The sequence below is a fragment of the Oleidesulfovibrio sp. genome (assembly GCF_047973035.1).
In the GTDB taxonomy this organism is placed as follows: Bacteria; Desulfobacterota; Desulfovibrionia; order Desulfovibrionales; family Desulfovibrionaceae; genus Oleidesulfovibrio.
Genome location: NZ_JBKEBF010000011.1, coordinates 66,051 through 85,156, shown reverse-complemented (window position 1 = coordinate 85,156; position 19,106 = coordinate 66,051). Strand labels below are relative to the sequence as shown.

Here is a 19,106-nt window from a genome sequence, read left to right as displayed (position 1 = left end):
CCGCAATCTTACCTTTTTTTCTTGCCCTGTTTCTTTTTTTGTTTGTCTTTTTTGCGCTGATCTCTTTTTTTCTTCAGCTCTTGCTTGCTGGGACCGGAGGGCTGCATGCCATCCATTCCCGGCATACCGGGCATTCCGCCCATCCCGGGAAGTCCGCCCATGCCGGGCATTCCGCCAAGGGATGAAAGATCACCCAGCGCTGAAGGATCAGGCATTCCCTTGCCGCCCATGCCGGGCAGTTTGGGCATTTTACCTTTTTTCTTTTTACCGCCGCCCATCATCTGCTTCATCATCTGACGCATGCCTTCAAAGTTGGCCAGCAGTTTATCCACTTCTTTTACAGTGGTGCCGGAACCTTTGGCAATGCGTTCTTTGCGGCTGGTACTCATCAGGGCAGGCTGACGCCGTTCCTTCAGGGTCATGGAGTTGATAATGGCTTCGATGCGCGCCATTTCCTTTTCAGGAACCTGCATGTTGCCCAGCTTTTCGCGCAGGGCTCCCATGCCGGGAATCAGCTTCATGATACTTTCAAGAGAACCCAGTTTGCGCATGCGGCGCATCTGGGTAAGAAAATCTTCAAAGTCAAACTCGGCCCGCTGCATTTTGCGGCCAAGTTCTTCCGCCTCTTCTTCCTTGATGGTTGTCTGCGCCTTTTCAATAAGCGTCAGAACGTCACCCATGCCCAGAATACGGCTGGCGATCCGGTCGGGGTGGAAGATTTCAAGGTCGGAAAGCTTTTCGCCCATACCGACGAACTTTACCGACTTGCCGGTAACCGTCTTGATGGACAGCGCAGCACCGCCGCGCGCGTCACCGTCCATTTTGGTCAGAACAACACCGGTAATGTCGAGCTTTGCGTTAAACGCTTCAGCAACGGTAACGGCGTCCTGACCTGTCATGGCGTCAGCAACGAATAAAATTTCCTGCGGACCGACAGCCTCTTTGATGGCTACCAGTTCCTGCATCAGTGTTTCGTCGATGTGCAGACGGCCTGCGGTGTCAAGGATGACGACGTTGCACTGCTGCTCTTTGGCGGCTGCTACTGCGTTTTTGGCAATATCAACCGGATTCATCTGCACCGTGGAGTCGTATACGGGCATATCCAGCTGCGAGGCCAGCGTTTTCAGCTGGTCGATAGCAGCAGGGCGGTATACGTCTGCCGGCGCCAGATACGGACGCATGCTGTTTTTGCGCAGATGGTTGGCCAGCTTGCCTGTGGACGTGGTTTTACCCGAGCCCTGCAGGCCCACCATCATGATGACGTAGGGCTGCTTGCCGCGCAGGTCCAATCCCGTAGTCTCGCCGCCCAGCAGTTCCACCATCTCGTCGTTGACGATTTTGATGACCTGCTGTGCAGGATTAAGACCTTTAAGAACGTCCTGCCCAAGGCATTTGTCGCGTACACGGTCAATGAACTGCTTGACGACCTTAAAGTTGACGTCGGCCTCAAGCAGCGCAAGGCGAACTTCGCGCAGGCCTTCCTGCACGTTTTCTTCAGTTAACCGTTTCTGGCCGCTGAACTTCTTGAATACCGACGACAATCGATCGGAAAGCGTTTCGAACATGATAACCCCAAGTTAACAACGTAAGAGGCGATTCGTTAAGTGACTTCTACGCGGAAGTCAAGGATAGAGTTTGGCTTGCCCGCAGTGCCCCGTTGCGACGGGCTCCGTGTGTGTAGCGGAAAGTGCTGCTTTTACGCAAGGTCAGAGCGTACGCTTTGCTGCACGGAAGGATTCTGTCCTGTGGGGCTATCACATAAAGAAATGCACCCCGCAGTCGCAATAACTGCGGTTGTATCATCAGACAGGCCAGAGAGGATCATGCGCCTGACTGCGGCAGAAAACAATGATGCCTAACTGCGATAAAAGCAAACCGGCCGCCCTGATTGGGGCGGCTGGTGTTCATTGTTGGTTGGAAGGGGCCAAGCTGCAGAAACTGGCTGTGCAAATCTGCTTTTCCCTTGGTAGTGGGATGGAGACTTCCAGCCGCGGACTGTGCGCCAGAGAAATGCCTTCCACGTTTTTCAGGCTGTCATCAGACTGAACACTTTTCTGTGTTTTCAGCCTCCAGCTCTGCCCCCGGCAGTGTCGCGCACTCCTGAAAGACTCTGCGGGTGCAGGTCGCACATCTTTTCATATCAAGCTCCGGAACTATTTGGGCGATGGCTTCAGCCTTATCAGCATAAAGCGGTATTGACGGGCCGCACTGCATGCGTTCCATAGTTGCTTTTACGCCCGGGTTGGCGGAACACATATACAATTTGATTCCTGACGCCTGTAACAGTCTGCGTTCTTCAAAAATGGTTTCGCAGCCCGAGTAGTCGATAAAGTTAATGCCGCTGGCTATGATCAGTATATGATCCTGCCCTCGGTTTTTTTCTACAACCTCCTCCAGCTCTTCTGCCACATGCTCTGCCGCACCAAAGAAAAGCGAACCGTCGAGGCGGAGAATTTTTATCTGGGGGCACTCAGGGAGTGCACGGGTTTCCTGCCGGATGATGTGTCTGCTGCCGTCGATGATGACAGGGGCCATAGGCATGAAATGAGGATGAGTGGTGCGGTGCAGGTAAATAAGCAGCGAAAGAGCGACACCAGCAATAAGTGCAAATTCCAGCTTTACAGTAAGGGTGGACACCAGCGTGACCGCAAACACCAGCGGTTCGCCGCTGCCTGCACGCATGATGCGGCGGATATGTTCAAAGTCCAGCAGGTTCCAGGCTACAAGCATGATGACACCCGCCATGGCAGGTAACGGAAGGTACGCCGCGAGCCCGCCCATCAAAGATACCAAGCCGACCAGTAACAAAGCTGCAAAAATAGCAGAAAGAGGAGAGCGGGCACCGGCAGCATAGTTGACGCCGGTTCGGGTGAATGAGCCGGAGGATGCGTACGCTGAGAAGAAGCATCCCACGATGTTTGACAGCCCTTGTCCGATAAATTCCTGATTGTTATCGATGCGCTGATGCGAAAGCGTGCCTATGGAACGGGCAATGGAAACAGCTTCAGCCAGCCCCAGCATGGCCACGGCAAGGGCGCCGGGTAACAGCGTGCCCAACCGTTGCGGGTCAAACTCCGGCACGGAAAACGGCGGGATTGCCGCATGCAGTGCGCCTACCATGCGCACTCCGTTTTCTGCGCCGTCGATGCCCAGACAGACCAGTCCGCCGACTATCATTGCCACCAACATGGCGGGTAGCCTTTTATCTATGCTTCGTACCAGCAGTGCTGTTACAAATGTAGCCATAGCAATGGCTGCAGCATGCCAGCTGGCCTGAGGCAACATGCTGAACAATGCCCAGAGATCTTTAGGTAAAAAGCCGCTTCGCGGAATGGAGACTCCTGCAAAACCGCTCAATTGGCTTGCCGCGATAAGAATTGCAGCTCCTGTAGTAAATCCTGTCAGCACAGAGTGGGACACAAAGTTGACCACAGATCCCAGTCGGGCAGAGCCAAGAATGAATTGTATCAATCCCGCCAGCAGAGTCATGCTGAGAACCAGCCCGATGTAATAAGGCGTTCCTGCCGTAGCCAGCTCGCTGACATTGGAAAAAATGACCAGAGAGATAGCTGTAGTCGGTCCGGAGACAAGGTGCATGGATGAGCCGAACAGTGCTGCAATGATGGCCGGAACAATGGCTGTGTAAATGCCGTATTCAGGGGGCAGCCCTGCCAGCGTGGCAAAGGCGACACCCTGCGGCAGAACGATGATAGCGCCTGTCAGCCCTGCCAGAAGGTCGGCGCGTGCGCTTTGCGGAGTGGTTTTGGGCAGCCAGCTTAAAAAAGGCAAAAACGTTGTGATGCCGGATTTCATTATGCGAATGCTCCGTTTATGAGCTTGTGGTTAGCTGAATGTGGTGCTTGATTATCCTGCGTATCATAATGCCGGATTATCTACTATAGCGGCATGATGCGCGTGATTCAATAATCTATGAAGATTAATTGCACATTATGCCGGCTGTGCCGGATGAATCGTAGTGCCGGTGGCATGTGGCGTGTATGTAGCGTGTTCACTGGACAACAGAACCGGTATTGCCTATCGGATTGTGGTTGAGTCTGAAAAAACAGCCGTTTTGCAACGGCCAAGCTTTACGACAGTACGAGGTGGACATGTCGCTTATTTCCGCAGAAATCACAGGATACCTTGAAAAATCATCTTGGATTCGTAAGATGTTCGAGGCCGGAATTGCACTGAAAAAAGAATTTGGTGAAGACGCAGTGTGCGACTTCAGTCTTGGAAACCCTGACCTGCCTGCACCGCCTGCCGTGGGCGAAGCGTTGCGTAAGGTTGCAGATAATGCCGATAAACCATTTGCTTTCGGGTATATGCCGAATGGTGGTTTTCCGTGGGCTCGCGAAGCCTTGGCAAAGCAGGTTTCTGAAGAACAGGGTTATGCTGTGGAAGCTGGCGATCTGTTGCTTTCCTGCGGCGCAGCTGGTGCGCTGAATGCTTTCTTCCGCGCGGTGCTTGAAGCCGGTGACGAAGTGATCGCCGTTGCGCCGTTCTTTGTTGAATACGGCTTTTATGTATCTAATCATCGCGGTGTGTTTAAAACTGCCATGAGCCGCCCTGATACCTTTGAGCTGGATATTGATGCCGTTGAGGCTCAGATTACTGTCAAAACCCGTGTGCTTATCATCAATTCGCCCAACAACCCCACCGGCGTGGTGTACAGCAAGGAAGAACTTGAAGCTCTCGGCGCCATGCTGGAGCGTAAAAGCGCAGAAAACGGTCGTCCCATCTTCCTGATTTCTGACGAACCTTATCGCTTCCTCGCGTTCGATGGTATCACCGTGCCCAGTGTGTTGCCCATCTATCCTTATAGCGCAGTTGTCAGCAGCTTTTCCAAAAACCTGTCTCTGGCTGGCGAGCGTGTGGGCTACATCTGCCTGTCGCCGCGTATGGAAGAGCGCGCAATGCTGATGGGTGCTCTCACATTGACCAACCGCATTCTCGGCTTCGTCAACCCGCCTGTAATCGGTCAGCATATTATGGCGCATGCACTCGGCTTTCAGGTGGACGTTGACGTATATGCCCGCCGCAGAGATGCTATGGCAGAAGTGCTTGCCGAGGCTGGCTATGAATTCAGCATGCCTAAGGGGGCCTTTTACTTCTTCCCCAAGGCCCCCGGTGGCGACGATGTAGAGTTCTGCCGCGTGCTGATGGAAGAGAAGGTACTGGCAGTTCCCGGTTCCGGTTTTGGCGGTCCCGGTTATTTCCGCCTGACCTTCTGCGTTGGCGAAGAGGTCATCCGGCGCAGTGCTGCAGGATTTGCCAAAGCCATTGCAAAGTTTAAATAGCGCTGCGGATTGTCTGAAAATGATGAGGCCGGAACTTTTGGGTTCCGGCCTTTTGTTTTTTGCCTTTCAGGGGTGATTATTTGTTGAGCGGGCGCTCTTTTGTGCAGATGTCCGTCAAGTCAATGCGGACAAGTGCCGTGACTCGCATCATGTCTGAGAGCGATCTGTCCTCAATGTTGAAATGGCGAAGAATACAACGCATGGCTTCCGAACGTTCTTTCTCATCGGTCAGAACATGTGCCGTTCCCGATGCCATCAGGCTGGAGAACGCCGAAGTCGCTTTGCATGCCGGGGCTGTTGGTCCTCCATCGTCAAACTGCATATGGCTGACCACCGTAACCCACACGGCTGGGTTGGCAGTCAGAATTTCAAGTTTTTTGCCCTCCAGTGCGCAATGGAAAAACAGTGATGTCCCATCATGGCCGTAGTTAACGGGGACTGCGTAGGGAGAGCCGTCCGGCGCTACCATTGAGATAATGCAGTGGCTGCCGGCTGCTAAAATGGCATTGATGGATTCGGGACTGGTCGTTTCTCGTTTGTGCAGGCGCATGGGCTTTCCTTTGTGATGTTCGGGTAGAAAAAAGGCGACACCGTTGGGTGTCGCCTTACTTGCTTTTGGGCGGAATCAGAAGGGTTCCTGCTCCATACGAAGTCTGTTGAGCCTGTTTTTGGCAAACTGGCGCTCCACAGTGTAGCGGTTTTTCAACTGGAGCGCTTCGTGGATTTCTTTGGCAAAGAATACGCCGTTTTTGAAATCTTCAGACGCGCGGAGTTTGGCGATGGTTTCATCCATCGTTTCCAGCTGCTTATTGTAGCTTGCTATAAGGGCTTCAACATCCGGAATATTATCCGGCAATGATTCGTCTGCGAGCAGGTTTGTCTCCATCGGGTGACTCCTTGGGTTTGCGCTTCATATTCGGATTGGGAAGGCCGTTGTAAAGCAGCCAGAAGGAAGGCATCAGGTCTGTTATGACACCGGGGTTGGCAATGCGCAGACCGGCGGCGTAGGGACGTTTGAAGGCTGCCAGTGCGTATGCCATGGCCCACCAAGCGTCAGGGCAGGTCCACGGGGCCGGCATCTGGGGTTTGCCTTCGGGTTTGGTCAGAGTGTCGCCTTCTGCATTCAGTCCCAGACGGGTGAGAAAGCTGTCAGCACCTTCGCGGAATTCCGGCAGGTCTGCCAGTGCACGCTCAAGGCCGGGAAGAGTGCAGGAACCGGAAGCCGTTGCGCAATGTGACGCCAGCGCCAGCGCCAGCGGGCGCAACTGCGCGGGAAGGGCTGTCAGATTTTTGCCTTCCGTCAGTGTTTCAAGAGCGCAGTCTCCGGTTGCAGCACTGCGAACGCCTTCTTCGACGTTCTTGGCTGTGATGCCAGCGGCTTTCAACAGTGCTTCGGCATCATCCATGCCATGCAGGTTGCTGTTCCAGCCGCCGCCAAGCTGTACGTAGCCCTGAGTGAATGCGGGCAGCGCAAGAATGTATGAGGCCAGAAGCGGATCAATATCAAGCGATGTTTCAGCAGGAACGGAAGGCAGACCGGGACTGACGGACAGAGTGTCTTCGTGCAACTGAACGTCTGCACCGGAAGCCTTGAGAGCAGGCAGAACTGCACCCAGAACAGTCTGGCGATGCGGCGAGTCGCTCAGATCAATCGAAATGTTCACGCCCCATGCGGGGGCGGCCAGCAGCAGAGCCGTCAGACCTTCCTCCGGCAGTGCGGCGGGAACCTTGACGCTGTCGGGCAGCATGCCTGCGCTTTCAAGGCGCAGCGGAAGTCCGTTGGACTTGGGAATCATATGGGCAATGCGTGCGCCGAGAGAAGGCAGAAAGTGACGCAGAGGAGTCAGGTCTGCCAGCTTCAGTTGGTGTCCGCCGGTAAATTTGACCATGCCGGGGTGGGGCAGTGCCAGAAACGCAAGCAGGTATGCGTTGAACGTTTCATCACCGGCAAAGACTACTTTGTCGGAAAAGTCGAGACCGGAGCCTTGCTTGCTGATAATGCAGTCGCCTTCCCAGGAAAGTTTTGCGCCGGACTGGTTCAGAGCTTTGACCAGATCAACGACAGGGTCGGTAATGACCACGTTGGCAATACGCGACGCAGCACCAGCGGCAGCGGCAAGAGCAATCCAGATGCGAGCCTGAATAGCGGAACCGGGACCTGCGATATTGACAGATACAGGGCGCTGCTGAGGGGCAAGGTTGAAGTCGGATCTGGTGTCTTCTTCTTTGCGCTCGGCAAGGTCGAGCTCCTGTAGCATGGAAAAAAGCTGGCGCAGCAGACGCTGGTCACCTGTATAGTGTGCCGAGGTACGTTCCCAGGCGAGTCTGATTTTCTTTTCGTTATTTACTTCGTCTGTACCCGTGCCTTCACGTTTGGGACGGCGGGTTTTGGCTACCAGCCTGCAACGATAACTAAGCAGGCGGAAAAGTTCCTGATCCAGATCGACAATCTCTTCAACAAGAGACCGGCGATGCTTGGGACGGGGTGAGTCATTATGCATTATAAGCCTTCCGGTAGGTAATATGTGGCGTTCCCCTAGCGTGAATTGCGAAAGGGAGCAAGTCTATTCTGTCATGAAGTGGTGCTCCGGGGAACATAAATATAAGAGAGTCGCAACCGATGGTTGCAAGTGGCTATGTGCAAGTGTTCACAATCTTGGTTTTGAGGCGGCTGCAGAGCGAAGCGAAAAGAAGAATCAGCCCCGTAAGTGGCGATTGTGAAACGGGCTAGTGAAAAAATGCGTAAATTAAGCGGAAAACGGCTCAGCAGGGTTGAATCATTTAGATAATAAGGGTAAATGGCACTGAACCCGACCGACAAACTTGTTCACAAGCTCTTTGTGAGAGGGTAGGATAACCGTTTTTTTGCTGTATTTTCTACAAAATTAAAATGGTTGTGAAAAAAAAGAACAAGTCTGTTGACAGCGCAAGGGGAGCTTTGTTAAATATCTCACAAGCGCACGGGCCAACGAATTCGTCAAAGTCTCCGTTAGGCACGGTGCTGGCCCGGAAGGCGGGATGGATTCCTGCTTTTCGTGCCTCCATCGAATCCAGATGGATCCGTTTTCGGAGAAAGGCCAAACAGGTTAAACCCTTAATTCCGTTTGTGTTGGAGGAATAGGTATGCCGACTTATGTTGATCCGTCCAAGTGTGATGGATGCAAGGGTGGTGAAAAGACCGCTTGCATGTACATCTGCCCCAACGACCTCATGATCCTGGACCCTGAAGAAATGAAGGCTTACAACCAGGAACCCGAGGCGTGCTGGGAGTGCTACTCCTGCGTAAAGATTTGCCCGCAGGGTGCCATCACCGCCCGTCCCTACGCTGACTTCGCCCCTATGGGCGGTACCAGCATCCCCATGCGTTCCGCTGATTCCATTATGTGGACTGTTAAGTTCCGTAACGGCAACGTGAAGCGCTTTAAGTTCCCGATCCGTACCACCCCTGAAGGCTCCATCAAGCCCTTCGAAGGTAAGCCCGAAGCTGGTAGCCTCGAAGACGAACTGCTGTTCACCGAGACCACTCCTCTGGTTAAGCCCGAGACTGCTCTTGGTCAGAAGTTTGATGTTGCTGAGGCCGACAAGGCTGCTGAATTCAAGGCTTCCGCTGTTTAAGCTCGGATTTGGAACTCACGTTTTTTCCCATTAAGGAGAAAATATCATGCCGATGATTCCCGTTAAGGAACAGGTGAAGGGTGTGGCTATCGCCGAGCCCACCATCAAGGAACACGACGTTGACATGCTTCTCGTCGGTGGCGGTATGGGTGCTTGCGGTACCGCATTTGAAGCCATCCGCTGGATGGAAAAGTACGCCCCTGAACTGAAGATCCTGCTGATCGACAAAGCTGCTCTGGAGCGCTCCGGTGCAGTTGCTCAGGGTCTGTCCGCTATTAACACCTACCTTGGTGACAACAGCGCTGACGACTACGTACGCATGGTTCGTACCGACCTTATGGGTCTGGTTCGCGAAGACCTTATTTTCGACCTCGGCCGTCACGTTGACGACTCCGTACACCTCTTTGAAGAGTGGGGCCTTCCCTGCTGGATCAAAGACGCTGACGGTCACAACCTCGACGGTGCTGCCGCTAAGGCTGCAGGCAAGTCCCTGCGCAACGGCGATGCTCCCGTTCGTTCCGGCCGCTGGCAGATGATGATCAACGGTGAATCTTACAAGAACATCGTTGCTGAAGCTGCTAAAAACGCTCTGGGCGAAGACCGCATCATGGAGCGTATCTTCATCGTTAAGCTGCTGCTCGACGCTAACATCGAGAACCGCGTTGCCGGCGCTGTAGGTTTCGACCTGCGTGACAACGTTGTTCACATCTTCCGCACCAACGCTATGCTCGTTGCTTGCGGTGGCGCTGTTAACGTGTACAAGCCCCGCTCCACCGGTGAAGGTATGGGCCGTGCTTGGTACCCCGTATGGAACGCAGGCTCCACCTACACCATGTGTGCACAGGTTGGCGCTGAAATGACCATGATGGAAAACCGCTTCGTTCCCGCTCGTTTCAAAGACGGTTACGGTCCGGTTGGCGCATGGTTCCTGCTGTTCAAAGCTAAAGCTACCAACTTCAAGGGTGAAGACTACTGCGTAACCAACCGCGCCATGCTGAAGCCCTACGAAGATCGCGGCTACGCAAAGGGTCACATCATCCCCACCTGTCTGCGTAACCACATGATGCTGCGTGAAATGCGTGAAGGTCGTGGTCCCATCTACATGGACACCAAGACTGCACTGCAGAACACCTTTGCTACCATGACCCCCGCACAGCAGAAGCACCTCGAGTCTGAAGCTTGGGAAGACTTCCTTGACATGTGTGTTGGTCAGGCTAACCTCTGGGCTTGTATGAACATCCAGCCCGAAGAAGTTGGTTCGGAAATTATGCCTACCGAGCCCTACCTGCTTGGTTCGCACTCCGGTTGCTGCGGCATCTGGACTTCCGGTCCCGACGAAGAGTGGGTACCCGAAGACTACAAGGTTCGCGCTAAAAACGGTAAGGTCTACAACCGTATGACCACCGTTGAAGGCCTGTGGACCTGCGCTGACGGTGTTGGCGCTTCCGGTCACAAGTTCTCCTCCGGTTCGCACGCTGAAGGCCGTATCTGCGGTAAGCAGATGGTCCGCTGGTGCCTCGACCACAAGGATTACAAGCCCGCCATCGCTGAAAAGGGTGAAGATCTTGCTAAGCTGATCTACCGTCCTTACTACAACTATCTGGCAGGCAAAGACGCTTCTACCGACCCCGTGGTGAACCCCGAGTACATCACTCCCAAGAACTTCATGATGCGTCTTGTTAAGTGCACCGACGAATACGGTGGTGGTTGCGGTACTTACTACACCACTTCCCAGGCTGCTCTTGACACCGGCTTCCATCTGCTGGATATGCTGGAAGAAGACTCCCTCAAGCTGGCTGCTCGTGACCTTCACGAACTGCTTCGCTGCTGGGAAAACTACCACCGCCTGTGGACCGTTCGTCTGCACATGCAGCACATCTCCTTCCGCGAAGAAAGCCGTTACCCCGGCTTCTACTACCGTGCAGACTTCATGGGTCTGGACGATTCCAAGTGGAAGTGCTTCGTTAACTCGAAGTACGATGTGAAGGCCGGCACCACCAAGGTGTTCAAGAAGCCTTACTACCAGATCGTTCCTGTTTAATCAGGCGCGCTAGTTACAGGGGGCGGTTGCAGCCGCAACCGCCCCTTTTTTACCCCCCACCCCAGACGGTCTGAGCCGGGGCAGTAAGCGCCGCTTATTGTCTGGGCTTAGGCCGTTTTGATTAAAAAGGCCCTAAAAACCGTAGGGAGGATTGCTCCAATGTCGAACTCCATACTTGTCGTCGGAGGCGGGTTTAGCGGGCTTACGGCCGCTCTAGAAGCCGCTGAAGTCGGCTATGAAGTGTTCATCGTCGAGAAGACCCCATTTCTTGGCGGACGGGTCATGCAGCTCAGTAAATATTTCCCAAAGCTCTGCCCGCCGTCCTGCGGACTGGAAATTCAGTACCAGCGCATCCGCAACAACCCTAAAATCAAATTCTTTACGCAAGCCAGTGTTAAGTCCGTCAAGGGCGAAGCCGGGAATTACACCGTAAAGGTAGCCATTGAGCCGCGCCACACTGCTCCTTACAGTGCAGACCTCGGCCTTTTGGCTTCTTCGCTGGAAGGGGAGACCACCAGCGATTTCGATTTCGGCCTTGCCAAGCGTAAGCCGCTGTACCTCAGCGCTCCTTTCGCATTCCCCAACCGTTTCGTACTGGACAAAGAAGCTCTTACCAAAGCTGACGAGTTGAAAGTCGGGCGCTCGGCTGCTGTGGATATGAACGAGTCCGGTCGCGAAATCGAACTTGAAGTCGGCTCCATCGTTCTGGCAACCGGCTGGAAGCCTTACGATGTGACTCGCCTGAGCAATCTTGGCGCAGGTCAGATTCCTAACTGCGTGACAAACATGCAGCTTGAGCGTCTTGCCGCAGCCGGTGGCCCCACCGACGGCAGCATTAAGCGCCCGTCTGACGGCAAGGCTCCTAAAAAGGTCGCCTTTGTCCAGTGTGCCGGTTCGCGTGACCAGAGCCACCTGAACTACTGTTCCTACATTTGCTGCATGGCTTCTCTGAAGCAGGCAACGTATGTTCGTGAGCAGTTCCCCGATGCCGAAGTAACCATCTACTACATCGATCTGCGTACCCCCGGCCGTTACGATAAGTTTATGCGTAAGGTCCGCGCTGATGAAAAAATCAAGCTCGTCAAGGGCAAGGTTGCCGGTGTTGAGGAAGATGCAGCTTCAGGCGATGTAATCGTCGAAGTGGAAGACGCTGTTAAGGGCGAAAAGAAGAAGGTGCGGTACGACATGGTAGTGCTGGCTACCGGTATGCAGCCCACTCTTGCTGGCGAAAAGCTGCCCATTGACGTTCCTGTTGATGAAGACGGCTTCATCATCGGCGGAGAAGAAAAGGGCATCTTTGCTGCGGGCTGTGCCAAAAAGCCCCTCGATGTCATGAGATCCGCCCAGTCCGGCACGAGTGCCGCACTGCAAGCGATTCAAACGGTGAAGGGGAGGTAGCGAGTAATGGCCAAGAACATAGGCGTATATTTCGATAAGTCCAACATCGGCGCCGGACTTGACCTGGACGCGCTTTCCGATGTGGTGACGAATAAGTTCGGCGGCTCCTGCCCTGTCGTGAAGGTTTTCCCCGTACTGGGTGCAGAATCTGCCCGTCAGGAAATTCGTCAGGATATCGCTGAAAACGAACTCGACGGCGTACTGATCGTCGGTTCGTCGCCCCGCGTTGACTGGGATTTGTACCGCTTTGAAGGCGTAACTGTAGAACGCGTTAACCTGCGTGAGCAGGGCGTGCTCGGCTACGGTGCCAAAGTAGAAGTCGATGAAGATGCCGAGGCCGATGAAGAACTCTTCAAGGTAGCAGCTGACTACGTTCGTATGGGCGTTGTGAAGCTGACTAAAATGGAAGAGGCCGGCGGCGGTGAAGTGGAAAGCGTTCGTACCATTATGGTGCTTGGTGGCGGCTGGACAGGTCTTACCGCAGCCGTGAACGCCGCTAACTCCGGTTACGACGTTATTCTGGTGGAAAAAGAAGGTGAGCTTGGCGGTCGTGCCAAGGGGCTGCTGAAAACAGTGCCCCTTAAGTACCCCTTCACCGATGTTCACGACACCGGCATCGAGCAGAAGATTGCTGCGGTACAGGGTAATGACCGTATTAAGGTTCTTACCTCTGCCGTGGTTAAGAAAGTTTCCGGTCAGCCCGGTGCCTTTACTGCAAAAGTAAAGACAGCCGGCGGCACCGAAGAGTTCGCAATCGGTTCCATCGTTCTGGCAACCGGCTGGCAGCCCATGGCTACCAAAGCAATGGCCCCCATGGGTTACGGCTCGCTGGAAGGCGTTGTTACCGCTGCTGAATTTGAGAAGATGGCAAAAGAGGGTACCCTCTCTGCCAAGCGTGTTGCTTTTATTCTGAACACCGACCTCGTTGATGGCGGCGATATTTACGCGCCCATCTGTGATGAAGAGTGCAAAGAAGCTGAAGCGAAAGAAGTAGAAGAAGGCGAAGAAGAAAGCACCTACGAACACAAGGACCTTGAGTCTGTTCGTCATCTGCCTTACTCCAACGCCATCAGCAGCGTAGTTGCCCTGAAACAGGCCGGCTACGTGTGCGATAATAATGAAGACGGTCAGGCCTTCATCCTGTACGACTCCATGGTTGTGCAGGGTATCCACGAGCGCTTCTATAAGGCAGCTCAGGACAAATTGGGCGTGATGATGTCCAAGGCCGTGATCACCGGTATCACTCAGGCTGAAGACGGTGGTCTGCTGGTTGCCGCATCCGACACCCTTATGGGTGAAGATGTGGAAATCAAAGTGGACATGGTTGTTCTGCCTACCGGTATGGTTCCGTCTACCGCAAAAGATCCGGTTGTATGGTTCGACTACCGTCAGGGTCCGAACCTGCCTGACCTTGATCTTTTTGACGGGTACGCAGATTCTAACTACATCTGCTTCCCTTATGAAACCCGTCGTACCGGCCTGTATGCAGCAGGTTGTGTGCGTCAGCCCATGATGCTGGACGCTGCCGAAGAAGACGCCATCGGCGCCACCATGAAGGCAATCCAGTGCATCGAATCCGCTAACCGCGGTATGGCTGTGCACCCCCGTTCCGGCGACCTTTCTTACCCCATCTTCAACTTCGTGCGCTGCACCCAGTGCAAACGCTGCACAGAAGAGTGCCCGTTCGGCGCGCTGGATGATGATGAAAAAGGTACGCCGAAGCCCAACTTCAGCCGCTGCCGCCGCTGTGGTACCTGCATGGGTGCATGCCCGGAACGTGTTATCTCGTTCGCTAACTACAACATTGATCAGATCGGTTCTATGATCCGTGAAATTGATGTTCCGGACGATATGGCTGCTGAAGGCCCCCGTGTAATTATCCTTGCCTGCGAAAACGACGCGTATCCTGCTCTGGATATGGCGGCACTTCGCGGCCATCATTGGAGCCCTTACGTTCGTATTATCCCCGTTCGCTGCCTTGGCTCGGTCAACGCAATCTGGGTTGCTGACGCCATGTCCAAGGGTATTGACGGCGTAATGATGCTGGGCTGCAAATACGGTGACGACTACCAGTGCCACTTCGTCAAGGGCTCTGAAATCTGCAACCGTCGTAAAGAAAACATCGCTGAGACTCTGAACCGTCTTGGTGTTGAGCCTGAGCGCGTAGAGCAGTTTGAAGTTGCTATCGATGAATACGACAAGTTGCCCGGCATGATCGACGAGTTCATGAACATGATCCTTGAAAAGGGCCCCAACCCGTTCAAGGGTTACTAGGAGGAGATGGAAGATGGCTCAGCCTGTACGAATCGAACCCGATCTTCAGTTTGTAAAGGAGTTGCAAGCTGTTGGTGGAGAGTCGCTGAAAAAATGCTATCAGTGCGCCACCTGCAGTGTCGCGTGTCCCATCTCCCCGGCAAGCAACCCTTATCCTCGTAAGGAGATGGTTTGGGCTTCCTGGGGCATGCGCGACAAGCTGCTCAATAACGTTGACATCTGGCTTTGTCACAACTGCGGCACCTGCTCTGACCTGTGCCCCCGTGGTGCAAAGCCCGGAGACCTGCTGGCAGCCCTGCGTAACATGGCTTACCAGCGTCTCACCAAGCCCTCTATAGTGGGTAAGTGGATGAGCTCTCCGAAATACTTGCCCATCCTGTTCGGTATTCCTGCTGTATTGTGGGCCGTAATCTGGATGATCATGGCAAGCGTGAACGGCTCGGTTATTCCCGAAGGCCAGATCGTTTTCGGTAAGCTGTTCCCCGGAGATTACACGATTGACCCCCTTTTCATGCTGACCTTTTTCACCATGGTGGGGATTTTCTGGAAAGGAACCAAAAATCTGATTGCTTCGTTCCAGCCTGAAGGCAAGACCCTGATGCTCGGCAAAACCAAGCACTGGACTCTGCACCTTCTGGACGTGCTCAGAGAAGAAATCCTGACCCATTCCAAGTTCAAGGATTGCGGCGACGACAGATCTGACCGCAAGGTCGGGCACATGGCTGTATTTTACAGCTTCCTGATCCTGATGGTTGTCACTGGCATTGTCGCTGTCGGCCACTGGGGTGGCAAAGTTATCCCCGCGATAGCTATCCATACCCCTATGCCGCTGACGTTCCCTGTTAAGATTCTGGCCAACATCGGTGCAATCATGCTGGTTGTAGGTCTGGCTATTCTTACCTACCGCCGTCGCCAGCAGGATCCCAGCAAGACCAAGTCTAACTACTACGACTGGTATCTGCTTAATGTGATCTGGTTTGTTACCCTGACCGGTATCGGCTCACAGCTGTTCCGCCTTGCGGATATCGCTCCCGTGGCATACTTCGTCTACTACCTGCACCTTGTGTCTGTCTGGATGCTGTTCGCATACCTACCCTGGTCCAAGCTGGGCCATCTGGTATACCGTACCGCAGCCCTGACCTATGTGCGGATGATGGGCCGTCGCTAGTCACGCAACGGGGTGCTTGCGGGCACCCCGATAAAGAACGATAAAACTTTTCCTTGAAATAGGAGGCAGAAATGTCTGACGAAGCTCGCAGAGTATTTAAAATGGAGACGATCCTCGGCCTTATCGCCGGTAAGCGCGGTGCCGATATCTCCGACCTGCTTGGGTTCCTTTCCCAGCGCGACCTTTCCGAAGTAGAAGAAGGCGCTGTTGCTCCCATCGCAAAAGGTTGGCTGTACAGCCTGCATCCCGACTTCATGAAGTCTGAATTCTCCGAGACCGATGTTTTCGAAGAGTGGGCTGCCAAAGAAGCTGGTCGCCTTGGCGACAATGTTTCGCTGGAAGCAATTCCTGCTAACCAAATGGCCGGCATCTCTGCCGTGCTGGACAAAATGGCTGCTGATGTTGCTGAAAATGCAGCTCAGGCTGCTGAACTGGCAGCTGCAAAGGCTGAAGTTGCCGAACTTGCTCCCTTTAAGGCTCAGGCTGAAAAGCTGGAAAAGCAGGTTGCAGACCTGCAGGGCAAGCTGGAAGCAGCTCAGACTGACGCTGCTACCGCCAAGAAAGAACTGGCAGGATTCAGCGGTAAGGTTGCCATTAACGAAACTGAAATTGAATCCAGCGTTAAGGACATCGTTTCCCGCGCTGTGAAAGATGCTCTGAAGGCTCTGCCCGTTGGCGCCGCTGCAGGTGCAGTTGCTGCTGACGCAGTAGCAGAAGACGCTCCCGCAGGTTTTGACGAGCCTGAAGAACCCAGCGTTCCCGATAGCTTCGGCTTCGGCGCTTCCGGTTCCGACGGCGATGGCTTCGGTTTCTAAGCTATCAGGATAGAATCCGGAAACGGATTGTAATACCCTACGGTTGGCCCGGCTGCTTATGCGGTCGGGCCTTTTTTCATAATATACTGCTGGGGAGGCGGGATATTTCTATTTCTTTGGGGTACGAAGCCATTGTCTTTTGGATAAGAGGAACTGAAAGAGGCGCAGGATTGCATCAGCTTGTAACCGTGGGTATTATCTTGGATTAGGCCAAGTGTAATCCGTAATGTGGTTAATTTTCTTGTGGCTGCTTAATCTTGCGACGTGTTTGGCCTAAAAGTCGACTGAGTGCTTTCTCCATGCCGTTATAACAACGTATACTAACTCCGCTGCTAAAAAAATGTTACGCGGGGCGTAGTCGGTTCCCGCAACATGTTCATGGTGCAGCTCTTTGATCTCATACAATTGCGATGCTGAACTGTGGCAAAACTCTTTATCTGTCCATTCAGAAGACTACGGTCAGGTGGTGCTAATCTGGATACCTTGTTAGTCAGAAAGACATAGCCAGAGCTGTCTTTGAAGTTTTGCTGAAGTGGATGATAATGCGAATGACGAGTTGCTGTTTGAAATGAAACAAGCCCGACATGGTATCATGGCGGGCTTGATTTTTTTGTACGCTATTGCAGTCTGTCTGTGGGGGCCGGAGTTGTTTGTACGCTTTCTATAAGGTATTCGCGTGATTGGAGTAAGCTGTTGTGTAGTTCTAGCCGTCGCTGCACGGACAGGCGGATAAACTCCGGCTTGTTTACCAGATCAAGTAGCTGGTCCATCTCCATTTGTATCCTCTGGATACGCTCAAAGGGTATGGTTTGCTGAGAACCGGTCCGCACTGCAAGTTCTGTAAGACTGCGTAACTCAACTGCTAATCTCCGGATTGTTGCCGGTGCAATACGGTCTGCGTATTTTTTACGCTCCCGCAGCTCTTTAAAAAAGGCTTTTATGCGCGTGAACATGGCAACTCCAGATGTTTCTTACTTAGCCTATGGTTCCCATTATTGTCTGAACAGACATTACAGTAAAGATCGTCATCAAGAGATATACAGGTAATACTGCAAAAATAGCCTTACCCCAGCCGATACGGTGCCCGTGCTTGATACCGATAAGCGTAAGTACCAGGTACCAGAACGGGCCGACGATCTGGCTGAAGAATGGGAACAGGGCCAGTATACCAACCGCGTTGGAATAGGCAATTACTCTAAACGTAGTGACAAAGCCGCCTTTGTCTGCACCGACAAGGCGCAGGAATGTCTGGTACAGGCCTGAGAACAAAATGAGTTTTACCACCATTAAAAGAATAGCCATCAGCAGCATTGAAAGGCTGCCTGAAGCCTGAACCATTTCATTGAACAGACCGGCAAACGGGCTTGCAGCAATCTCTTCATGATTCATGCGCGCCAGAGCAAGGAACCAGCCGCGAGTGGCAATCTCGTCGAAAATGCCCGTGAGCAGGTAGAACGTAATCGGGGCGGTAATGGTCAGCCCCGGCCTCATTGAAGCAAAAAAGCGTGCAGGCGAAAAAAGTACCCGTTTGACGGTTTCAATGAAGGAAGGGAAGAAACCGTATCTGTCGGGCCATTCCCAAGGAATATCCTGTGGTTCAGGCCTGTTCAGTCTGTCTTGCAAGTCAGCCGGAATAGATGAGGGTTCGTCTTCCAGAACTATCCTGCGGCTGCCGTCTTCCTGCTGTTCCTGTGTCGTCTGGGTATCGGACCAGTATTCGTCAGCATTTTTGCGTGGTTCGTGATGGCCGACTGAGTCTTCAGTGCGCCCAGCGCCAAAAGGATCGCTTTTAGCAGCATGGTGAGCGTCTACGATGTCTTTAAAGTCATTTTTTGCTACCGGACGCTCTTCGCGTTCAGCGGGAGTGGGCGTAGCTGCTTCAGTATCAGTGTACGCTTCTGCCCGCGGCTGGAACGGCGCAGCCGCATCGCGCGACTCTGTTACTGCAGTCTGTTCAGCCTGTTGGACGGGCTCAACCGGGGCCGTTTCCGTAACTGTGGGCACTTCATTTGTCGGACGGGGGGCAGGCTTTGACTCTATGCTACCGATATTATCAATGACAGTGTGTGCGTTTACACGCTGTTCTTGAACATTCGTAGCCCCTTCAACTTCTGCAGTTTCCGTAGCACGCTCAGTCTGGCGGGCTGATTCAGCCGGATCTACCGGAGCCTTTTGTATGGATTGTTGCGGTGACTCTTTCTTATCGCCGAGCGAGGCAATGTCATTCCATATGTCGCCGGATTGGGGCATGCTTCCACGCTCAGGGCGCGTGGAGATTGCTTTGTCCGTAACATCGGGAGACGGAGAGGGGGTTACTGTCTGTGCCTCAGGCTGATCCGGATCCGGCTCAAGTGTAAACTCATCCGGCAGAGCAAAGTCTCTGAAGCGGAACCGGTGCCTGCACTTCGGGCAGGTAGCTAGTGCGGCCGTCGGCGGTATTTTTGTTTCATCAACGTAACGTGTGAACTGACATTCGGGACAGCGTATCTGCATGG

The 19,106-nt window shown here is 53.5% G+C and carries 14 protein-coding genes; 7 read left to right on the top strand and 7 right to left on the bottom strand.

What is annotated here, in order from left to right; genetic code table 11:
* Window positions 1-8: 8 nt before the first annotated feature.
* Both ffh and ACK5LI_RS03010 read right to left on the bottom strand, forming a co-directional pair.
* Window positions 9-1,565, bottom strand: coding sequence for a signal recognition particle protein (gene ffh, locus ACK5LI_RS03015; RefSeq protein WP_416946155.1), 1,557 nt, complete (start codon window positions 1,563-1,565; stop codon window positions 9-11).
* 472 nt (window positions 1,566-2,037) lie between these two features.
* Window positions 2,038-3,813, bottom strand: a complete 1,776-nt coding sequence (locus ACK5LI_RS03010; RefSeq protein WP_416946154.1) for a SulP family inorganic anion transporter — start codon at window positions 3,811-3,813, stop codon at window positions 2,038-2,040.
* 296 nt (window positions 3,814-4,109) lie between these two features.
* On the opposite strand from ACK5LI_RS03010, the gene ACK5LI_RS03005 reads away from it, so the two are divergent.
* Window positions 4,110-5,300 (top strand): pyridoxal phosphate-dependent aminotransferase, encoded by a 1,191-nt coding sequence (locus tag ACK5LI_RS03005; protein WP_416946153.1) that lies wholly within the window; start codon window positions 4,110-4,112, stop codon window positions 5,298-5,300.
* Window positions 5,301-5,376: 76 nt separating this feature from the next.
* Here ACK5LI_RS03005 and ACK5LI_RS03000 read toward each other — a convergent pair whose 3' ends face one another.
* From ACK5LI_RS03000 to ACK5LI_RS02990, 3 genes are all read right to left on the bottom strand, one after another.
* Entirely contained in the window at window positions 5,377-5,850 is a 474-nt protein-coding gene (locus tag ACK5LI_RS03000) for a pyridoxamine 5'-phosphate oxidase family protein (RefSeq protein ID WP_416946152.1), read from the bottom strand.
* 75 nt (window positions 5,851-5,925) lie between these two features.
* Complete coding sequence (locus ACK5LI_RS02995) at window positions 5,926-6,186, bottom strand: hypothetical protein (RefSeq protein ID WP_416946151.1); 261 nt, start codon at window positions 6,184-6,186, stop codon at window positions 5,926-5,928.
* Window positions 6,146-7,801 carry a 3-phosphoshikimate 1-carboxyvinyltransferase gene (locus ACK5LI_RS02990; RefSeq protein ID WP_416946150.1) on the bottom strand — a complete coding sequence of 552 codons (1,656 nt, stop codon included), beginning with the start codon at window positions 7,799-7,801 and terminating at the stop codon, window positions 6,146-6,148. The genes ACK5LI_RS02995 and ACK5LI_RS02990 overlap by 41 nt, the downstream gene beginning before the upstream one ends.
* Before the next feature lie 622 nt (window positions 7,802-8,423).
* Between ACK5LI_RS02990 and aprB the strand changes: the two genes are divergently transcribed.
* The 6 genes from aprB (at window position 8,424) to ACK5LI_RS02960 (ending at window position 16,611) form a co-directional block, all read left to right on the top strand.
* Entirely contained in the window at window positions 8,424-8,915 is a 492-nt protein-coding gene (aprB, locus tag ACK5LI_RS02985; RefSeq protein ID WP_416946149.1) for an adenylyl-sulfate reductase subunit beta, read from the top strand.
* Between the two features lie 46 nt (window positions 8,916-8,961).
* Window positions 8,962-10,956 (top strand): adenylyl-sulfate reductase subunit alpha, encoded by a 1,995-nt coding sequence (gene aprA, locus ACK5LI_RS02980; protein WP_416946148.1) that lies wholly within the window; start codon window positions 8,962-8,964, stop codon window positions 10,954-10,956.
* 159 nt (window positions 10,957-11,115) lie between these two features.
* Window positions 11,116-12,354 (top strand): CoB--CoM heterodisulfide reductase iron-sulfur subunit A family protein, encoded by a 1,239-nt coding sequence (locus ACK5LI_RS02975; RefSeq protein WP_416946147.1) that lies wholly within the window; start codon window positions 11,116-11,118, stop codon window positions 12,352-12,354.
* Between the two features lie 6 nt (window positions 12,355-12,360).
* Window positions 12,361-14,628 carry a hydrogenase iron-sulfur subunit gene (locus tag ACK5LI_RS02970; protein ID WP_416946146.1) on the top strand — a complete coding sequence of 756 codons (2,268 nt, stop codon included), beginning with the start codon at window positions 12,361-12,363 and terminating at the stop codon, window positions 14,626-14,628.
* Between the two features lie 13 nt (window positions 14,629-14,641).
* Entirely contained in the window at window positions 14,642-15,796 is a 1,155-nt protein-coding gene (gene qmoC, locus ACK5LI_RS02965; protein ID WP_416946145.1) for a quinone-interacting membrane-bound oxidoreductase complex subunit QmoC, read from the top strand.
* A 71-nt stretch (window positions 15,797-15,867) separates the two neighbouring features.
* The gene (locus tag ACK5LI_RS02960; RefSeq protein WP_416946144.1) at window positions 15,868-16,611 is read left to right on the top strand and encodes a hypothetical protein; all 744 of its coding nucleotides are present in this window, start codon (window positions 15,868-15,870) and stop codon (window positions 16,609-16,611) included.
* Window positions 16,612-17,228: 617 nt separating this feature from the next.
* On the opposite strand, the gene ACK5LI_RS02955 is transcribed toward ACK5LI_RS02960, so the two are convergent.
* Complete coding sequence (locus ACK5LI_RS02955) at window positions 17,229-17,564, bottom strand: hypothetical protein (RefSeq protein WP_416946143.1); 336 nt, start codon at window positions 17,562-17,564, stop codon at window positions 17,229-17,231.
* 22 nt (window positions 17,565-17,586) lie between these two features.
* On the bottom strand, window positions 17,587-19,104 hold the full coding sequence (locus tag ACK5LI_RS02950; RefSeq protein ID WP_416946142.1) for a YIP1 family protein: 1,518 nt from the start codon (window positions 19,102-19,104) through the stop codon (window positions 17,587-17,589).
* Between the last annotated feature and the right edge of the window lie 2 nt (window positions 19,105-19,106).